At 63.1% G+C, this 14,228-nt stretch carries 14 protein-coding genes; 6 read left to right on the forward strand and 8 right to left on the reverse strand.

Translation table 11 applies throughout. The features are described from left to right. The first annotated feature begins 103 nt into the window (after positions 1 to 103). From ACBG85_RS27265 to ACBG85_RS27275, 3 genes are all read left to right on the forward strand, one after another. Complete coding sequence (locus tag ACBG85_RS27265; protein WP_372025539.1) at positions 104 to 2,227, forward strand: phosphocholine-specific phospholipase C; 2,124 nt, start codon at positions 104 to 106, stop codon at positions 2,225 to 2,227. Positions 2,228 to 2,307: 80 nt separating this feature from the next. Beyond that, the gene (locus ACBG85_RS27270) at positions 2,308 to 3,777 is read left to right on the forward strand and encodes a cellulase family glycosylhydrolase (RefSeq protein WP_372025540.1); all 1,470 of its coding nucleotides are present in this window, start codon (positions 2,308 to 2,310) and stop codon (positions 3,775 to 3,777) included. 83 nt (positions 3,778 to 3,860) lie between these two features. Next, the gene (locus tag ACBG85_RS27275) at positions 3,861 to 4,922 is read left to right on the forward strand and encodes an alpha/beta hydrolase (RefSeq protein ID WP_372025542.1); all 1,062 of its coding nucleotides are present in this window, start codon (positions 3,861 to 3,863) and stop codon (positions 4,920 to 4,922) included. An 8-nt stretch (positions 4,923 to 4,930) separates the two neighbouring features. Here the strand turns inward: ACBG85_RS27275 and ACBG85_RS27280 are convergent, their stop codons facing one another. Next, on the reverse strand, positions 4,931 to 5,257 hold the full coding sequence (locus ACBG85_RS27280) for a helix-turn-helix domain-containing protein (protein ID WP_019745900.1): 327 nt from the start codon (positions 5,255 to 5,257) through the stop codon (positions 4,931 to 4,933). Positions 5,258 to 5,313: 56 nt separating this feature from the next. On the opposite strand from ACBG85_RS27280, the gene ACBG85_RS27285 reads away from it, so the two are divergent. Beyond that, on the forward strand, positions 5,314 to 6,198 hold the full coding sequence (locus ACBG85_RS27285) for an SDR family oxidoreductase (RefSeq protein WP_372025544.1): 885 nt from the start codon (positions 5,314 to 5,316) through the stop codon (positions 6,196 to 6,198). Between the two features lie 61 nt (positions 6,199 to 6,259). On the opposite strand, the gene ACBG85_RS27290 is transcribed toward ACBG85_RS27285, so the two are convergent. Further along, on the reverse strand, positions 6,260 to 6,388 hold the full coding sequence (locus tag ACBG85_RS27290; RefSeq protein WP_003943237.1) for a hypothetical protein: 129 nt from the start codon (positions 6,386 to 6,388) through the stop codon (positions 6,260 to 6,262). A gap of 179 nt (positions 6,389 to 6,567) precedes the next feature. Further along, positions 6,568 to 7,140, reverse strand: coding sequence for a TetR/AcrR family transcriptional regulator (locus ACBG85_RS27295; RefSeq protein ID WP_218695656.1), 573 nt, complete (start codon positions 7,138 to 7,140; stop codon positions 6,568 to 6,570). Positions 7,141 to 7,193: 53 nt separating this feature from the next. Between ACBG85_RS27295 and ACBG85_RS27300 the strand changes: the two genes are divergently transcribed. Next, the gene (locus tag ACBG85_RS27300; protein ID WP_007730272.1) at positions 7,194 to 7,631 is read left to right on the forward strand and encodes a DUF2867 domain-containing protein; all 438 of its coding nucleotides are present in this window, start codon (positions 7,194 to 7,196) and stop codon (positions 7,629 to 7,631) included. Here the strand turns inward: ACBG85_RS27300 and ACBG85_RS27305 are convergent, their stop codons facing one another. From ACBG85_RS27305 to ACBG85_RS27315, 3 genes are read right to left on the reverse strand one after another with little or no spacing between them, the layout of a single operon-like run. After that, the gene (locus ACBG85_RS27305) at positions 7,632 to 9,257 is read right to left on the reverse strand and encodes a sodium:proton antiporter (protein ID WP_054781195.1); all 1,626 of its coding nucleotides are present in this window, start codon (positions 9,255 to 9,257) and stop codon (positions 7,632 to 7,634) included. It lies immediately after the preceding gene. 39 nt (positions 9,258 to 9,296) lie between these two features. Beyond that, a complete protein-coding gene (locus tag ACBG85_RS27310) occupies positions 9,297 to 9,962 on the reverse strand; it encodes a YoaK family protein (protein WP_054781194.1) in 666 nt (221 codons plus the stop codon). Between the two features lie 14 nt (positions 9,963 to 9,976). After that, entirely contained in the window at positions 9,977 to 11,530 is a 1,554-nt protein-coding gene (locus ACBG85_RS27315; RefSeq protein ID WP_003942885.1) for an MBL fold metallo-hydrolase, read from the reverse strand. Between the two features lie 244 nt (positions 11,531 to 11,774). Between ACBG85_RS27315 and ACBG85_RS27320 the strand changes: the two genes are divergently transcribed. Next, on the forward strand, positions 11,775 to 12,752 hold the full coding sequence (locus tag ACBG85_RS27320) for an ABC transporter substrate-binding protein (RefSeq protein WP_003942949.1): 978 nt from the start codon (positions 11,775 to 11,777) through the stop codon (positions 12,750 to 12,752). Between the two features lie 33 nt (positions 12,753 to 12,785). On the opposite strand, the gene ACBG85_RS27325 is transcribed toward ACBG85_RS27320, so the two are convergent. Next, positions 12,786 to 13,271 (reverse strand): hypothetical protein, encoded by a 486-nt coding sequence (locus ACBG85_RS27325; protein WP_042922885.1) that lies wholly within the window; start codon positions 13,269 to 13,271, stop codon positions 12,786 to 12,788. Positions 13,272 to 13,342: 71 nt separating this feature from the next. Then, a complete protein-coding gene (locus ACBG85_RS27330; RefSeq protein ID WP_165638464.1) occupies positions 13,343 to 14,221 on the reverse strand; it encodes an alpha/beta fold hydrolase in 879 nt (292 codons plus the stop codon). Between the last annotated feature and the right edge of the window lie 7 nt (positions 14,222 to 14,228).

Raw genomic sequence — 14,228 nt, forward strand, 5'->3', positions numbered from 1 at the left:
CGAATTCTTCTCGACGCTGTTGCCGCTGCACCGATTCGGAGCAGCGGCAGCAGCCTGTTGCGGCCGTGGTCATAGAACTGATTGATTTATCGATGGAGCACAAGTGTCCAGGAATTCTCTTTCTCGACGGTCGTTTCTCGCCGCCGGGGTCGGTGCAACTGCAGTCGCCGCTACTTCCCTTCTCCCGCCGTCGCTTCAGCGTGTACTGGCGACACCCGTCAACTCCGGCGGGCTCGATTCGATCGAGCATGTTGTCCTCGTCATGCAGGAGAACCGATCTTTCGATCACTACTACGGCGCACTGAGGGGTGTTCGCGGATTCGGGGATCCGAATGCGCTGCGTCTGCGCGGCGGCCACAGCGTCTTCGAACAACCCGGGCCTACCGGTCCTGTGCTCCCCTTCCCTATCCGCGATTCGGCTGCGGCGCAACGCATGGACACCCAGAACGTGACCGGACTCGACCACAGCTGGGCGGGCGGACATGCCGCACTCGCCGACGGCTGGCACGACGGTTGGATCGCGGCAAAAACCGGCACGACGATGGCCTACTACGACCGGCAAGACATTCCCTTTCACTACGAACTGGCGGACGCGTTCACGATCTGCGACGCCTACCACTGCTCCGTTCCGACGTCCACGAGCCCCAACCGGAACTATTGGGTCTCTGGATACACGGGATACGAGCCACTTTCGCCGAATCCAACCGAGTCGGTCCTGCCTTCGGATCCACCCGGTCCCGGGGGAAGAGCTGTAACCAACGCGGCCTACAACCCCTGGCACGCCGGTTACGGATGGACGACGGTCCCCGAGCGGTTGCAGTCCGCCGGCATTTCCTGGAAGACCTACCAGGAGTGGGACAACTTCGGAGACAACAACCTCGAATACTTCACCGCCTTCAAGAAAGTGGCGGCAGGGCTGCTTGGCCGGCCGAGCCTGCTCCCCTACGAAATCCAGACCTTGGCCGGGTTCTATCTCGCCCTGCCGTCGATGCCGGCGCCGGTCCAGGACGCAGCGGTACTGGCCCTCGCGAATGCCGCAGACCAACTGTCGCCTGCTGATCGCCAACTCTACGATCGCGCGCTGTACCGATCCCGGCCCGGCACACTGGCTGCCGAGTTCAGGAAAGACGTCGAGTCCGGTCGACTGCCGCAAGTCAGCTATCTCGTTCCGTCCGAGGTGGATTCGGAGCACCCATCGGGTTCGTCACCGGCAGCGAGCGCAACACTGCTCTATCAAGTACTCGACGCCATCGCGTCCGATCCGGATCTGTGGACGAAGACGGCCGTGATCGTCAACTTCGACGAGAACGACGGGTACTTCGACCATGTACCGCCACCTCGACCGCCGCGCTCGGTCGAAGCCGAATGGGTCGGTAATCAGCCGCTCGGTCTCGGCCCGCGGGTGCCGATGACGATCATCTCGCCGTGGACTGTTGGCGGTTTCGTTTGTTCACAAGTGTTCGACCACACGTCCGTCACGCAATTCCTGGAGAAGCGGTTCGGAATCACGCAGCCGGAAATCGACCCGTGGCGACGCACGGTGAGTGGCGACCTGACGTCGGCGTTCGACTTCGCCAACCCGCGTAGTCGACCGACGTTGGCGCGCCCGCAACCCACTCCGCCGCTGGAACCGCGGTGGACACCGACCCCGCCCACCGAACAGAGAATGCCTCTGCAGGAGAACGGCACTAGACCAGCACGGGCACTTCCCTATCAGCCCGACGCCTACACGACGGTGAACCCGGAAACCGGCTCGTTGGCGGTCCATCTGGCCAATACCGGCGCCGCATCAACGCACCTGGCCATGTACCCGTACGCAGGTGAGTTCGACGAGCCACGGCATTACGACGTCGTCGGCGAGGTCGACGACACCGTTGCGCTCAGTGATCGCGTCTACAGCCTGACCCTGTTGGGTCCCAACGGTTTCAGGCGCGAGTTCAGCGGAGCTACAGACAGTGCGGCAGCTTCGCTCGAGGTCTCGACAACTGTCGACGCAGGGACGCGCACGCTTGTACTGACGGCGACCAATTCCGGAAGTCGTGCACTGACGGTCAATGTGGACGGAAACCGACGCAAACTCGCTGCCGGTGCACACTCTCAGTGGACGGTGCGTTCGGTGGACGGCTGGTATCAGGCCACCGTGACGGTCGACGAAGATCCTGAATTCAAGCGCGTGCTCGTCGGACACATCGAAAACGGGCGGACCAGTGTAAGCCAACCGACGTGAATCGACACCGAGCGTTCAAGCCCAGGGCCGAATCCCCATTCGGACAGGTCAATCCATCCACACACCCAGAAGGAGTTTCCGTGCGTCGTATCCCGCTCTCAGCACTGATAGTCGCGGGCTCACTGATACTGGGCGGCGGAATTGCCGCGGCTCAGGGCAGCCTGCCCACGTCGGGGAGCGCCGATGGCACGTCGGTGCCACCGTCGTACCTGACCGACGACGCCGGGCGCTCCTTGATCCTGCGAGGGTTCAACACGGCGTCGAGCGCAAAAAGCGCACCCGACGGCATGCCGAAGTTCACCGAAGCCGATCTCGAGCGCGAACATGCCGACATGGGAACAAATTTCGTGCGTTTCCTGATCTCCTGGCGTTCGGTGGAGCCAGAGCCGGGACAGTACGACCAGAAATATCTGGACCGCGTCGAGGACCGGGTCAGCTGGTACGCCGAACGCGGGTACAAGGTCATGCTCGACATGCATCAGGACGTCTACTCCGGCGCGATCACACCAGAGGGCAACAGCGGCAACGGCGCCGGCAACATCGGCAACGGCGCACCGGCCTGGGCGACCTACATGGACGGCCTTCCGGTCAGCCCTCAAGACCGCTGGGAGCTGTACTACGTCCAACCCGGCGTGATGCGCGCATTCGACAACTTCTGGAACACCACCGGCCAACACCCCGAACTGGTCGAGCACTACGCGAACGCCTGGCAGGCGGTGGCCGAACGTTTTGCAGGCAATGACACCGTCGTGGCATACGACCTGATGAACGAGCCGTGGGGCGGTTCCCTCCAAGGCCCCGCCTTCGAAGGTGGGCCCCTCGCTGCCTTGTATCAGCGAACCACCAACGCCATCAGGGAAGTTGATCAGGACAGCTGGGTGTGTGTGGCCCCGCAGGCCGTCGGCGTCAACCAAGGTGTCCCCAGCGGGCTCACGAAGATCAACGACCCACGAGCCGGCGAACAGCGAATCGCCTACTGCCCACACCTGTACCCGCTGCCCCTCGACCTCGGTGACGGATACTCCGGCCTCTCACGCACACTCACCGACGCGACCATCGACACCTGGCGCGACAGCGTCGAACACATCGCAGGCAACGTACTCGGCGGCGTTCCGATCATTCTCGGCGAATTCGGGCTCGACACAACACTGCCCGGCGCAACCGACTACATCGACCGCGTCTACACGACCGCCCGAGACCTCGGCGCGGGTGTCTCCTACTGGTCCAGTGATCCAGGTCCTTGGGGCCCGTACCTGCCGGACGGATCGCAGACACTCCTCGTCGACACCCTGAACAAGCCGTATCCGCGTGCCGTCGCGGGCACACCCACCGAATGGTCCTCGACCGTTGACCGCCTTCAGCTGACGTTCACCCCGAACCCCGCGGTAACGGCACCGACCGAGATCTATCTACCCGAGAGCGGCTTTCCCGGCGGCGTCGACGTCGCGGGCGCCGACATCGTGAACTGGAACCCCCAAAGCCGGCTTCTCACAGTGGAAACCGCGGACGACGCGGGCCCCGTCACAGTCACGGTGACGCCGGCAAGCTGACCGCGAGCGCCGAGATTCCTGGATATTTGTCCGGTTCTTTCGTAACGTACAAGCGACGGGTGATCAGCCGACGGAAGGCGAGTATGTCCACGGAGAAGATGTCTGTCCAAGATCGTGTTGCGCGGGTGGTGCTCGATGTCGTCGGCGCCTTACCGACCGGCGCGCAGCGCATTCTCGGTGGCAAGCCGAAGGAGATCGACGGGCAGACTCTGCACCCCGAGATCCAGCTTGCGCTGAGATTGCTCTCAGCGGTCGAAGGTACGAGCTTCGAGCATCTTCCGGTCGAAGAGGGACGGGCTCAGATCGACGCCGAATCGCGACTGTTCGGCGGTACGCCCATCGACATCGAGACGGTACGTGACCTCGAGATCCCGGCCGGGGATCACGCGATTCCGGCTCGGCTGTATCGCCCGGCCGGAGTCTCAACGCCCGCTCCACTTTTGGTGTACTTCCACGGCGGCGGGTTCGTCCTCGGCAGCCTCGAGAGCGGCGACAGTGTGTGCCGCTTCCTGGCCCGCCACGGCGAGGTCAGTGTGTTGTCGGTGGACTACCGGTTAGCACCGGAGTTCCCGTTCCCCGCCGGGGTCGATGACGCCGTCGCCGCATTCCGGTACTGCGTCGAGCATGCCACAGATCTGGGTGCAGATCCGAAATCCATTGCGGTAGGCGGAGACAGCGCGGGTGGGAACTTGGCTGCCGTCGTCGCGCAGTCCACGACCGAAGACGACGTCAAACCAGTATTCCAACTGCTCTTCTTCCCCTGGGTGGACCTTTCGTCGAAGCGCCCTTCGCACAAGATGTTCGGCACCGACTTCTTTCTCACCGACGCCCAACTCGACTGGTATGCAGCCCATTACCTGTCGGGCGGCGCTTCGGCTCTCGACCCGCGAGTCTCACCGCTGCTCACTCCGGACCTGGCCGGCCTACCGCCCGCGTACGTTGCCGTCGCCGGTTTCGACCCACTACGCGACGAGGGTGAGGAATACGCGGACCGGCTGCGAGAGGCCGGAGTCCCGGTTGCACTCAGGCGTCACAGTGGATTGATCCATGCCTTCGTCAACACCACCGGTGTCGGCCATACCGGTCAAGATGCGATGTTCGAGGCCTGCGGCGCTCTGCGGGTTGGACTTTCGGGCCCGCGCTGAGGGCAGGGTCACGAAACGGGGAGTGCCAGATCCGCCCACTCGACCATCGCTTCGAGCACGGAGCGCAGTTCCATCCCCGTCGCGGTGAGTTCGTACTCCACTCGCGGCGGCACCTCGGCGTAGGCAGTCCGGGTCACCAGATCGAACTCCTCGAATCGCTTGAGCCTGGCGGAAAGTGTCCTGGGACTGATGCCGGGCAATGCGCGTCGTAGTTCCGTGAAGCGCATCGGGCCGTGCGTGAGCTCACGAACGATCAGCGTTGCCCACGGTCCGTCCAGAACCAGCAGAAAGCGCGCGACGCCGCACTCCGGAAGCACGTGACCTGATTCACTCATCGATTCCCCATTAGTTCACTTGAAGTAACTGGTTCCCAATCTGAACTATAGGCGTCATGACTTACACAGTGCATGGCGCCACCGGCGCACAGGGTTCTCCCGTTCTCGCGGGATTGGTCGCGGCTCTCGCCGGATCGACAGGTGCCGAAGTCCGAGCAATCACCCGCAACCCCGATCAGACGTTCGAGGGTGCGAACACCGTCGTCGCGGACAATGCGTCAGTCGACTCTCTCGCCGACGCTTATCGCGGGGTAGACGGGGTGTTCTTCCACCTGCCACTCGCCGGTGACACCGAGACGCTAGCTGGTTACGCCCACAACGTTCTGGCAGTAGCAAGAGTGACACGTCCTTCGCGGTTCGTGATCTCTACCAGCGGCACGGTGACCCGCGACGCTACTTCGCCGCTTGCCGGTCCCAACACACCCGTTCTCTCCGAGCTCGTCGACGGACTCCGCGCCGAAGGTATCGCGGTGACCGTCCTGACCCCGCGTTTGTTCCTCGAGAATCTTCTTCTGCCCACCGTGCTGTCGGGGGTGAAAGACGAAGGGGTCCTGCGTTACCCACTGCGTGCCGATCTCGCGGTCGCATGGAGTTCACATCTCGACGTCGCTGATGCAGCCGTTGCGGCCCTGACTCTCGACGTAGCACCGGACGCGGTCGACATCGGACAGATTCCGGCGATCACCGGCATCGAACTCGCCGAGGCATTCGCCGAACACTTCTCGCGCGCGGTAACTTTCGAAGCCGTGACGCCCGATGCCTTCGGTGCGTCGATTGCGCCGATCATCGGAGGGGGCGCAGCAGCCGGGGTTTCCCAGCTCTACACGGGACTCGAATCTGCCGACAGCGTCGCGTTCGACTCCGCGACGGGTTCTGCCGTTGCCTTGGGCATCGTCGCCCGCAGCACCCGGGCCTGGCTGGTAGATCTCGGAGTGAACTGACCGGAGCAACGCAATCGGCCGGCTCCGCGAAGTATGGCGTGGAGCCGGCCGATTTCCGGGGTTACCGGTGCGTGCGGGTCTTCAACTGGCGGTTCAGCTGCCGACTCCCGAAGTCCAGACCGGCACCGTCACTGGTGGCCAGCACGGTGAGTCCAGCGGCGACCAGCAACGAAATAAGCACAACGCTCATGGTGAGTCACCTTTCTTCCTGTCGTGAAACGGTTTTGCGCCTCCGGGAAATGTCGACATATCCGGCACCCCACTTCAGCTGACCTCAAAGTATCTGTAACTATGGGTTACGCGCAATGTGTGGTCCCTCACCTGAAAGCGCAGGGTGATGCGCAGATCACGCTGCGTTCGACGGCGGACTTACCTGGCCAGAACCATGTTCACGAACTCGTCGGCGAGCGCCTGAGCGTCCGCACCGCTGCCAGGAACCACATCGGGCGCACTGTGCACCAATTGCATCTGCCCCAGGTACATCGAATAGGCAAGTACGCCACGATGTTCCGCTTTCTGCCTGTCCATCCCCAGATCGACCAACAACGTCACGATGTAGGTAACTCGACGCTCGGTGACACGTCGAACCGCCGCCGAAACCAAAGGATGGCCGATCCCGGCAAGCAGTTCCAACTCCGCACGGCGACCGGCCAATCCGGTCGTGACCGAATCCACCAGACGACGCAACCTCACCTCCGCCGGTTCACCAGAGGACTCGACGGAGGAGATCAGTCTCTCGGTTGCCAAAACTTCCCACCGGCCGAGCGCAGCTTGCAGCAATTCGTCGCGGTTGGCGAAGTGCCAATAAAAGGAACCCTTGGTCGATCCGAGCGTGCGCGCCACCTTTTCCACTGCAACTGCATCAGGCCCATGGCTTGCCAGAGCCTGGAAAGCTGCATCGATCCACTGGTCGCGAGAGAGTCGGGCGCGGGCATTCGTCACCTCCGTACGGTACCGTATGGATAAGTTCCATACGGCACCGTACGGAGGACGAAATGACACTCGCTTTCAAGGCAATGCCTGCACCGGACTGGGCAGAAGCCACCACGATCACCATCCCGTCTGTTCCGACCCATACATCCGAGGAGTGGGCGCAGGCAGTCTTCGACGTCAGGAATGTCCCCGCACCCGTCCTCGCGATGTTCTGGCTCAGGGAGCGGATAGTCGGACTGCTCGGCATCGCCAAGGGACGCCCCGACACCTTTGCCGTCGACAAGATCGCCGACGGCGAGGCCCTCATCGAAGCGGACGAGAAACACCTACGATTCGTCGCCTCGGTTCAGGCCGACAACGACGCCGGCCTCCTGCACGTCGTCACCGCCGTGGAGCTGAAGAACCGCGCGGGCCGAATCTACTTCGCACCCGTTCAGGTACTGCACGGCGTGATCACGCGGGCAATGATGACGTCCGCTCGAAAGAGACTGTGCACGTGATCAACCGTCCGGACCGCCCTTGAGTTCGAGGCTGATCTGATCGGCATCCAGCGCGGCAAGTGCCGATCCGAGCATCCGTGCGTCGAACACGCCATCGTCACGTGCGTCGAGCAGTGCCTGACGCTGCGCGTCGATCACGTCGAGGCGGATCCTCTTCTTCGACCGACCCTCTGGCGGAACGACACTCGCAGCAGCATCTTCGAGGAGGTCGAGCAACCTGCGATGCTCGTCTAGTTCGGATTCGGTGAGATCCTGCGAGGCCGGACCGGTCGCCACTACGACGCGCTTCAACGTTCCTCCCTGAAGGATCAACGAGCCTGCTGCCACCAGGAACGCAACCAAGATCAGGAGCGATCGACTCGGGGTGTCTTCCGGCAGAGTCTGCGCTGCAGCCAGAGTGACCGCCCCGCGCATGCCGGCCCAGATGACGATCGTGCCTTCACGCCATCCCAACGGCGCAGCAAGGTAGTAGTCGATATCGGCAACCGTCCGCCGAACCCGAACCTTGAACCTTTCCATCTGATTCGCCGAAGGTGCCCGGCGCCTGCTGCGTCGTTCGTCTGGCGGGTAATCCTCGGGATTGTCGAGGCGATTCGCGATGTCGGAGAGTCTGGGTTTCATGCGTTCACGAAAATTCGCCCGCGCTTGGAGCGCTCGCAGGAGCGGGGCCACGTACAGAGCCCGCACCAAGATCGTGAGGAACAGTGCACCCGCCGCCACGAAGACCGCCGTGGATATGCCCTCGTGGTCGACCCGGACATCGTCGACTATCGACGAGAGTTCAAGGCCCATCACCAGGAAGATCGCACCTTCGAGAACCAATTCGACTGTGCGCCAGTTCTGGGAGTCGGACAACCGGTGTCGCGGTGACAGCTTCCGAGGAGCGTCGTAGCCGGTGACGAGCCCGGCCACGACGGCAGCAACCAATCCTGACGCACCCAACTCTTCGGCGGGGATCGCCGCCAGAAACGGCACCGTGAACGAGATGACCGTGTTGACCGTCGAATCGGTGACACGGGCGCGAACCATCAGGTTGACCTTGCCGACGACAACTCCGATGACCGCGGCCACGACGACGGCAAAAGCGAACTTGCCCAACACACTCCACAGCGACACCGATGCGGCGGCCCCGGCGATGGCAGTACGCAACAGAACCAGAGCGGTGGCGTCGTTGAGCAGGCTTTCGCCTTCGAGGATCGACACCACCCGCGGCGAGACCGGGAGTTTCTTGACGATGGACGTCGCGACGGCATCCGTCGGGCTCACGATCGCACCGAGTGCAATGCCCCACCAGATACCGAGTCCTGGTATCACCCAGGAGAAGAACACACCGAGAACAAGCGCACTCACGACCACGAGCAGAACGGAAAGCCCACCGATGGCACCGAACTCACGCCGAAACTCCATCGACGGCATCGAGACCGAGGCGGAGTACAGCAGTGGCGGAAGCACGCCTGCCAGAATCCATTCCGGGTCGATGTCCACTGCTGGGACAAATGGTAAGAGGCTGACAACGATCCCGGCCATCACCAGAATCAACGGTGCTGCGACTCCGATCCGCGCTCCGAGCGTCGAGGCCGCGACGATTCCGAGCAGACCGAGCACCACGATGATCAGAGCGTCCACTGCGTCCCCCTGTACCCCCGGATTTGTGTCTGGCTCTTTCTACACCTTTGCCGGAGACGGGGGCGAGACCCGCCACGCGACGGCGATCAGAACAACCGTGAACGCCGATGCGGGCCACAGAGCGTGAAGACCGATCCACCGATGAACGAGCGCACCGACCACCGCGCCCGCGATCAACCCGGCACACATCCCGAAGTGCTGCAGCCACGCCCACTTCGGGCCACCCAGAAAGGCTCCGGTCAGACGCTGGCCCATCTTGACCAGCGCACCGGTCATGTACGTGACACCGATCGTCACCTCGCCGTCGCGCTGGAACACCGAGTTGACGGCTCCCATCGCCAAGGCCATCGCCGAGATCGCGCCGGGAGTGACGTCGAGGCTGCTCATCACCGAACCGATGGCCAGCAGCCCGGCTACAACCGCGAGCACCGTGACCTTGCGGGCCCGGACCGAATAGCGCTCCGTGAAGTGGGTGACGACGGTTCCCAGCGCGATTCCCAGAAGGAAGAGCACGATGATGCCGCCGGCCACCCGCGCGGTCGACCACACCCCGTCGGCAAATGCGACGCTCGCCTGCGTCATGTTGCCGCTCATGAACGAAACGAAAGGCCCACCGAGCGTGATGAATCCGAGCGCGTCGACGTAACCGGCCAACCCGGCGAGCGCTGTCGCCAGGCCGATCAGCGACCTGCTGTATCCCGTCACCCGACGAGCTCGGTTCAGCTCAGCTTGCTGGTGCGCAGCTCGTGGCCCTTGGACGTCTTGCAGCGGCCGGTCTCGAGATCCCACTGCCAGCCGTGCAGATCGCAGGTGAGGTTGGTGCCGTCGACAACACCGAACTTCGACAGGTCAGCCTTGAGGTGGGGGCAACGACGCTGAATCTCGTACCCGCCCAACTCGATAGACGCGCTGTCGTCGTGGGCCTCGGCGAACCAGCCGTCGGCGTACGCGATGCGCTCGTCGGTGAGGCACTTGAAGAACGTGTAGAGGAATTCGTTGTACCCACCGATGCGCCACGCCGTGAAGCGTGTCGACAGGAAGATGGTGTTGACCCAGTCGGGCTCGTCGTCGCGCAGAACGGTGCGAACCAGTTCGGGAGCGATGCGGAAGCCGTAGCGGTACTTACCTTCTCCGTCGATGGGCTCACGAACGATCCGCTTCGGGAAGTCGAGGACGACCGTCTCCTCTCCCATCACGAGTCCGACGGGGTAGCCGATTCCGTCGCAGATCAGATCGGACTGAGCCATGATCGGCTCGAACTTGGCCTTGAGACCGTCGAGCAGCGGCTCGCCTTCGGCCGGAGCCCACGTGGCCTTCTGCGCGGCGATGACCGGTGCCATCTTCTGCGCCATCTTCTCGATGTACTCGGCCTTGTTGGAGAAGATCTTGTCGACGTCTGCGTCCGGGATGGGATGCGTCAGCGCGACCTTCTCGCTTCCGCGAAGTTCGACGGCCGAGCCGGGGATCATCAGCAGACCACGATCGTTGCCGTTGATGCGCATCTGCTCGAGGAACGTGATCTGGTCGGGGAAGATGTTTCCCTCGTCGCCGTGATCGTCGTTGAGGTAACGCAGGTCGTCGTCGAGGAAGACCGGCGGGCCGGCCGACGGGACAACCCAGGCAGCGTCGACCTGGGAGATGTAGTTGCGGCAGCGGTCCATGCCGCGCTGACGCTTCTGCTTGCCGAAGTTGCGCTTGGTGCCCTTCGGGATGTCGTAGACCATCGGGTACCAGATCGCGCCCGAGTACTGCAGCAGATGGATGTCGACCTTCCCGAAGGCGTCGGTCAGCGGGTCCAGATCGACGGGCCTGGCGTCGTTCATGTTGAAACAGGTGGTTTCCCCGTCCGAGACGACGAGGCCCGAGTCACCGATCGGACCGTCCGCGGGAGCGCGCAGAGCGATGATCATGATGTCGAGATCGCCCTTGGGACCGCTGACGGTGTGCTTGACGGAGTCTTCCGTCTCGAAGAACTTGTGGAAGCCGAGCTTCTCGAGTTCACGCTTGAGGTCCGGCACCGGGTAATCGGGGAGCAGGACTGTGGCGTCCTTGTTGACGTGCGCGATCAGATTCTTCGGATCGAAGTGGTCCTTGTGCAGGTGCGAGACGTAGAGGTAGTCGCAATTGCCCAGCGCGTCCCAGTCCAACTCTGTGTTGTCGGGGAACGGCACCCAGGACGCAAAATACGTCGGGGTCACCCATGGATCACACAGGATGGATCCGGCCTCGGTCTGGATGTGAAATCCTGCGTGGCCGACGCTGGTGATCTGCATTGCAACCTCCGAAATCGTACTGCTGGTCAACTCAGCATAGTCGGCGCGATCAGGGCCAAATCGCGATCGAGGAGGCGGCCGGTTGTGACGTCATGCACGTCAGAGGTCGAAAGTGGGTTGTGAATCAGACCTGCCGGTGACGCGGACAACACTCTCTGTGCTGGCGTGTTCGCCGTATTTCTTGGCGTTCGCGGGAGCTGTTTCAGCATTCCCGAAGACAGCCCCTAAGGCTAACCTAACAAGCATGACTCGACTCCTTTCTCCCTCCACGACCGATCGCGACTACTGGGCGATCGTGGACAACCTGACGCGACGCGGTTTCTTCGGCGTCGGCGCGGGCGTCGCTGCGGCCGCGTTTCTCGCCGCCTGCGGCAGCACGGAAAGTTCGACGCCCGAGAACGCGGAGACCTTCGAGTTCACGCGCGGCGACGAGAAGCTGATCATTCCGACGGACCCGCAGAACGTCGTTGCCCTCGACCCGCGGGACGGCCTCGAATTGTCGATCCTCGCCGGATACCCGGTGACCGCCTACCCGACCGGCGCAGCCGAACACCTACGCCGTGAGGTCCCGGATGCCACGGGTGTCGAGATCTTCGCCGAAGGTGCTTCCGATCCCAACTTCGAATACATCTCGACTCTCGGCGCCGACCTTCTCGTCCTCAGCGCCGGCTGGTGGGACACCGGGTCGTACGGCAACGACCGGATGCAGCAGATCGCACCGGTCCTGCCCGTCGGCAAGGACTTCACCCCGGAGTGGCGGAAGGTCATGTCGGACTTCCTCACCGGCATCGGGCGCAGCGATCGCGCCGAAGAAGTACTCGCCGAGTACGACGCCCATGTAGCTCAGGTCCGCCCGACCGTCGAACCGCTGATGGCCGGCAAGAAGGTTGCCTTCGTCGCCGCCGCGGAGGATCAGATCGCGTGGTTCCAGAACGATTTCCGCACCGCCGTCGCCGAGGACCTGGGATTCGAGGTGCTCCGTGAAGGCCCCGACCTTCGCGTGATGCTCGGATCGGAGCAGTTCAACCGTCTCGAAGAAGCCGACGTCATCTTCGCCTTGGATCGCAGCGCCTCCGGCAGCGTGTACACCTCGCCGACGTGGCAGCGTCTGCCCGCCGCGCAGGCTGGTCGAGTGATTCCCTTCGACTACTACAAGGCCGCGGGATACGCCTTGACCGCCAAGGTTCTCGTCGACGACTTGGCGGCCGGGGTCAAGCGGTAGAACCCGACCTTCGTCGACCCGACGGGGCCCCGATCATTCGGCACCGGCGGCTCGTCCTGTCACGCGGTCCCGAAACTCGCGGAACGCTTGGAAACCACCGGTGAGCGCCCGCGCCAGTTCCTCGGCGCTGTCGACCCAGACGACGTCCTCCAACTCGGAAACGTCGTCGGGCTCGTGATTGCGCTGGGGAACGAGAAACGTCGGGTCACCCTGAGGGTTGACGATCAGGAACCCAGCCGCCGCGCAGAGGTCGTAGACGAACGCGCACTCGGCAGGCGACAGCGTCGCGTGGAAGATTCCACCACTGAGTGGATCGCTCTGCTCGAGCGAGTCGAGATGAAGGTCGGAGAAGGCCCCGTCGATCGTCAATGCCCTGTCGTCACGGTCGACGATCTCGCCTCCGTACGGGCTCTCGACCACGCGCAGCCCGTGCTGATCGAGGAAAGCGGCGACCGCCGCCCGATCAACATCGAGTTGCACGTCCTTCGTCACCCGCATGAAGTGCAGCGAGAAACCCATCGATCCCCCTCGTCCATTCGCGACGCACGTGATGCGCTCGCCAGTACCTCGACAGCCGAGAAGCGTCAAAACTACCTCTCGAGTAGGGTCCGGATCGCCTCGACCACTTCGGCAGGCGCCTCTTCTGCCATGAAGTGACCTGCGGACAGCGTGCGGTGCTCGAGATCGGGCGCCCATGCTTTCCACAGGGCCTCGGCGTCGTAGCCGAGCATCGCGCCCCAGTCCTGCTGAATGACCGTGACGGGCATGTGCAGTTGGTTGCCCGCCTCCCGATCGGACTGATCGTGTTCGATGTCGATGCCTGCCGACGCCCGGTAATCGGCAACGATCGACGGCACCGCCTCCCGTGAGGCGCGCAGGTATTCCGCCCGCACGTCTACCGGAATCGCTTCGCGGTTCTGCGTCCACACGTCGAGAAAATACTCGAAGAACGCGTCGGCGCTGGCGCTGATCATCTGCTCGGGAAGACCAGGTGGCTGAGCCATGAGATAGAGATGGAACGCCACAGCAGCATTCGATCCATGCAGGATGTCCCACATATCCAGGGTGGGGAGCACGTCCAGCGAGCCGAGTTGCGTGATCACATCCGGATGATCCAGCCCCGCTCTGACGGCAACCAGTGCGCCACGATCGTGGCCGACGAGGGCGAACTTCTCGTGTCCCAATTTCCTCGCCACCTCGACGATGTCGGCAGCCATTGTTCGTTTGGAGTAGGTGTCCGGGTTTTCCTCGACCGGTTTGTCGCTGGCTCCGTATCCGCGGAGATCCGGGCAGATGACGGTGTGATCCGACGCCAAGGCAGTGGCTACGTGACGCCACATGAGGTGAGTCTGAGGGAAGCCGTGCAGAAGGACGAGTGGTGTTCCGCTTCCGCCGACCGCGACGTTGAGCCGCACTCCGTCTGCTGTGGAAATCTGCTGGTAGTCGAAGCCTGGAATGGTGATAGTCATCGATCGC

The sequence above is a fragment of the Rhodococcus sp. NyZ502 genome (assembly GCF_041464245.1).
Lineage (GTDB): Bacteria > Actinomycetota > Actinomycetes > Mycobacteriales > Mycobacteriaceae > Rhodococcus_F > Rhodococcus_F qingshengii.

Coding starts and splice junctions, on each gene's coding strand:
- ACBG85_RS27300 (WP_007730272.1), top strand. CDS start 7,194: ATGACACTCGCTTTCAAGGCAATGCCTGCACCGGACTGGGCAGAAGCC.
- ACBG85_RS27320 (WP_003942949.1), top strand. CDS start 11,775: ATGACTCGACTCCTTTCTCCCTCCACGACCGATCGCGACTACTGGGCG.
- ACBG85_RS27290 (WP_003943237.1), bottom strand. CDS start 6,388: ATGAGCGTTGTGCTTATTTCGTTGCTGGTCGCCGCTGGACTCACCGTG.
- ACBG85_RS27325 (WP_042922885.1), bottom strand. CDS start 13,271: ATGGGTTTCTCGCTGCACTTCATGCGGGTGACGAAGGACGTGCAACTC.
- ACBG85_RS27275 (WP_372025542.1), top strand. CDS start 3,861: ATGTCCACGGAGAAGATGTCTGTCCAAGATCGTGTTGCGCGGGTGGTG.
- ACBG85_RS27330 (WP_165638464.1), bottom strand. CDS start 14,221: ATGACTATCACCATTCCAGGCTTCGACTACCAGCAGATTTCCACAGCA.
- ACBG85_RS27285 (WP_372025544.1), top strand. CDS start 5,314: ATGACTTACACAGTGCATGGCGCCACCGGCGCACAGGGTTCTCCCGTT.
- ACBG85_RS27315 (WP_003942885.1), bottom strand. CDS start 11,530: ATGCAGATCACCAGCGTCGGCCACGCAGGATTTCACATCCAGACCGAG.
- ACBG85_RS27280 (WP_019745900.1), bottom strand. CDS start 5,257: ATGAGTGAATCAGGTCACGTGCTTCCGGAGTGCGGCGTCGCGCGCTTT.